Genomic DNA, 4,070 nt, shown 5'->3' with positions numbered 1-4,070 from the left:
CCCCCAATTTTCGGACAGGGAGCTAAGAGTAGTATCTTTGTTTCAGGGGGCGACAACGAGGCTAAAGCGGTTGATCTATCGCAATCCTAAATGATTTTCTATTCCACATTCCGCAGTTCTGGCTTTGATGACTAAGGATTTTCATACATTCACTGTAGGAAAAATATCTGTGCCTACCTTTTCTAATTTTAGTATCATTATTTTGCGATTTGGGCGAGATATAACCCACATTCCGCACCCCCAACTGGCACATACGCTGCTTGAGGGGATAAAAGTGAATTATCCGAGACCGAGCCTGAGTAAAAATACTCAATAATTTCGGTCATGCTCCCATCACCTAGAATCTGATACCAGTTAAAATTGCGATCGCTAATAAACCAAGTTTATGACCTCATAGTAACCCGATCGCAGCCTCGAAAATGCGTTAATTGCGATCGCTCTTCCGTAACCAATCATCACCAAAAATAGTGTACACTTACGATCGCGATGAACGCTCAAATCAGGATTCAGCAGCCCATGCAGAAAGCATCTGAGATGAAAGTAGAAAACCTAGATCATCTGGGCTTGATAGCAGGTCTAATTGATGAAATAGGAATTGTCCAAAAAATCAATGAGTTAATAGGCGAACAACCGGGCGAAATAGTCAGTCCCGGCTTGGTAGTCAAAGCCATGATTATCAATGGATTAGGGATGGTTTCCGCCCCACTATACTTATTCTCTAAATTTTTTGAAGGGAAAGCAATAGAACATTTACTTGGCTCAGGAATTGAAGCATCACATTTAAATGATGACCGTTTAGGAAGAGTATTAGATAAATTATATTTAGCAGGAATTACGGAAATATTCACAACCATTGCCCTAGAAGCAGCTCAAAAATTCGAGATAAATACCGACACATCTCACCTCGACTCAAGTTCATTTCATCTACATGGCAAATATGAACAAGAATTGCCATCAGTATCTTGTTCTAGCATAGAAACAGATAGCAATCAGTTAGATAATTCATCAATCAACCATCAAACATCCCCAATACCAATTCAGATTACCTACGGCTACTCTCGCGACCATCGTCCCGACTTAAAACAGTTCATTTTAGACCTAATTTGTAGTGGAGACGGAGATGTGCCACTATTTTTACGAGTAGCTTCAGGAAACGAATCAGATAATTCCATATTCGCCTCAATTTGTCAAGACTTTAAAAAACAATTAAATCTCGACAGTTTAATGGTAGCTGACAGTGCATTATATAGTGCCCCCAACTTAGAAATGTTAACCAATTTAAAATGGTTAACTCGTGTACCACGCTCGCCTGAAACAAGCGCAGCAACTGGTATCTCAGCTTGCAGGAATCAGAATTTCATCAAAGCTCAGTGACCGGATATCGTTGGTCAGAACACAAAAGTAATTATGGTGGAATTGCACAAAGATGGTTAGTAGTAGAGAGCAGTTTGCGTCGTGATGCTGACCAACGTAAGTTAGAAAAAAACCTCAAAAAAGCTGAAATTGAGGGTCAGAAAAAGTTGCGAGAGTTATCAAATATTGAATTTGCTTGTTCGGCAGATGCCTCCGCAGCAGCAAATCGTTTATCTAAACAACTAAAATATCATAATTTAACCCAAATTACCTGCGGGCAAACTACAGTAAAACCCGCTACTGATTTGACCATTTCTCATGACAATTCTAGCTCTAGCTTGATATTTAGGGCTTGCTGAAGCAGTTGCTTCCGTAAACACTGTATGAGTTGTGTGACCCTAAAAAGGTGGAAAGGTGCAAGGAAAGCGGTTAAAATAGATCAAAACCCGTGCATCACCACCTGCGAACCTGTACCGAAAAGCTGAGCTTGCTCCCTCCTCACCATCCGACTTTGAACTTTCCTCATGTGGAAAGTTGTCAGCAGATAACCGTTGGATAAAGATGGCCCAAATAATACCGTGGTCAGAATTTGAATCAGAATATGCTGAAAACTTCCCCACAGAAAAGGGGGTACCCGCCAAATCTTTTAGGATGGCATTGGGGGCATTAATTATCAAAGAAAACTTAGGAATTAGCTCAGCAAGAAACCGTAGAACAGATTCGTGAGAACCCCTATCTACAATACTTTATCGGTCAATCAAGCTACAGCAATGAACTACCATTTGACTCATCTCTATTGGTTCACTTTAGGCAACGAATCAGTTCAAACCTAATTAATAAAGTGAACGAACGCATGGTCGAAAAAATGCGAGAACTTAGGCCAGTCAAACCCGAAAAAAAAAAGGATTCGGACGCCAAAAATGAATCATCCAATCGTGGTCAACTAATCATAGATGCAACCTGCGCTCCCGCCGATATTGCTTATCCGACCGACTTAGGACTATTAAACAGAGCCAGAGTTCATACCGAAAAAATCATAGATATCCTGTATAAACAAGTTAAAGAAAAAATTCATAAAAAACCAAGAACCTACCGTAATTTAGCAAGAAAAGATTACTTATTAATAGCCAAACAAAGAAAGCCCACCCGCAAAAAAAGAAGACAGGCAATTAAAAAACAACTCCAATATATCAAAAGAAACCTGGCTCATATTGAGCAACTAATTGATGCAGGTGCGAGTCTAGAAGGTCTGAATAAAAAGCAATATAAAACCTTGCTAGTCCTCACAGAAGTCTATCGCCAACAGCAATGGTTATTTGAGGAAAATAAACAGAGTATTGAATATAGAATAGTAAGTTTAAGTCAACCCCATATCCGTCCTATAGTCAGAGGAAAAGCCGGAAAAAGCGTAGAGCTTGGAGCTAAACTATCAGCGAGCTGCTTTGAAGGATATGTATTTTTAGACCGGATGAGCTGGGATAGCTTTAACGAATCAGGGGACTTGAAAGCCCAAGTAGAAGCTTATTATAAATTCACAGGATACTATCCAGAATCAGTTCATGCGGATCGAATTTACCGTACAAGGGAAAACCGAGCATGGTGTAAAGAAAAAGGAATTAGAATCAGTAGGCCACCCCTAGGGCGTCGGTACAGTATTAGAAGTTGACAACAAAAGAGATGTATGCAATTACCCGGCCAATGAATTCGACTCTATGCCCGGTTGAATTGGCAAAAGCTTAGATATTCGAGCAATGACATGGAGGTTATGGACAACAGCGACTCGACGTAAATCGAAGAGATTTTTCCTTTGTCCAAGATACCGGGCACGGTCCCCCTGCCAATGACCAATATGGGCTAGACAATGTTCAACTGTAGTACGCTTTCTCAAGTCAAGACGACCAGTGGTAGTGGATTGACGCGCTCGCAACTCTTGCATTAAAGCTTCATCAGGATGAATTGATACACTACGTCCTCTTTTACTATTGGTGCAGTCGGATCTCAGAGGACAAATTGCACATTCACTCGGAGGAAAATGAACAACTTTTCCCGGTTCAAAAGGGATACTTACTTGATTGGGACAACTCATTAAATGCGTATCCCAATCCAGGAAAAAGGAATTTTTATCAAACCGGCCAGAATTTCTGACACGCCTGGCCTTGCAAAATATCTTTAATTGCTCATCCCGCTGTATGACCCAATGACTAGATAAATAAGCCCGGTCAATATGTAACTCAGTTAGGTGAATATTTTGGAGTCTTAAGTCACGTTCCAGGTCAAGTGTAGCAGCAGATTCGGGAGTATTTGCGCTCCTTCAATGCCACTGCACAAACTACACCGCTATCTAAATCTTTGAGGACGTGGCGTTTATAACCATCTATCTTCTTAGACCGGCTTTTCCTTCCATGCCGCATATCTGGGTCCTCAATAGAAATGCGACGGTATGAGGCCACCCCTTTACTTAAACTCGGAACGCCTTGAGAGTCGAAAGTTACATTTTGAGATTCAATCACTCGGGCAACATCCAGAGTCTCTTGGGCTACTTCAAAGTTATTGCAATCGGACTGACCTTGCATCCATTCTTCAACAGAATTTAAGCTATTTAGAATAATTGAGAGTGCGTTTTGACGCTCTGAAGGGTCATCCCAGTTTAAGTCTAAGGCCGTTTTTAAACTGGAACTATTGAGAATTGGCGCACCGGCTTCCAGGGCAATTTCTGC

At 41.1% G+C, this 4,070-nt stretch carries 4 pseudogenes; 2 read left to right on the top strand and 2 right to left on the bottom strand.

Annotated elements, in window-relative coordinates:
- Positions 1-516: 516 nt before the first annotated feature.
- Together QUA02_RS18440 and QUA02_RS18430 are read left to right on the top strand one after the other, a co-directional pair.
- A pseudogene (locus tag QUA02_RS18440) lies at positions 517-1,703 on the top strand (IS1634 family transposase); the annotation flags it as partial.
- 118 nt (positions 1,704-1,821) lie between these two features.
- Positions 1,822-2,998: pseudogene (locus tag QUA02_RS18430) on the top strand (IS5 family transposase); the annotation flags it as partial.
- Between the two features lie 42 nt (positions 2,999-3,040).
- Here QUA02_RS18430 and QUA02_RS33670 read toward each other — a convergent pair.
- Both QUA02_RS33670 and QUA02_RS18420 read right to left on the bottom strand, forming a co-directional pair.
- A pseudogene (locus QUA02_RS33670) lies at positions 3,041-3,661 on the bottom strand (transposase); the annotation flags it as partial.
- Positions 3,627-4,070: pseudogene (locus QUA02_RS18420) on the bottom strand (IS5/IS1182 family transposase); the annotation flags it as partial. The pseudogenes QUA02_RS18420 and QUA02_RS33670, both read right to left, overlap by 35 nt.

Source organism: Microcoleus pseudofavosus SVA1_A4, assembly GCF_036700565.1.
Classification (GTDB): Bacteria; Cyanobacteriota; Cyanobacteriia; order Cyanobacteriales; family Microcoleaceae; genus Microcoleus.
Note: the sequence above shows the minus strand (reverse complement) of the source record. Positions and strands in the feature narration are given on the sequence as shown.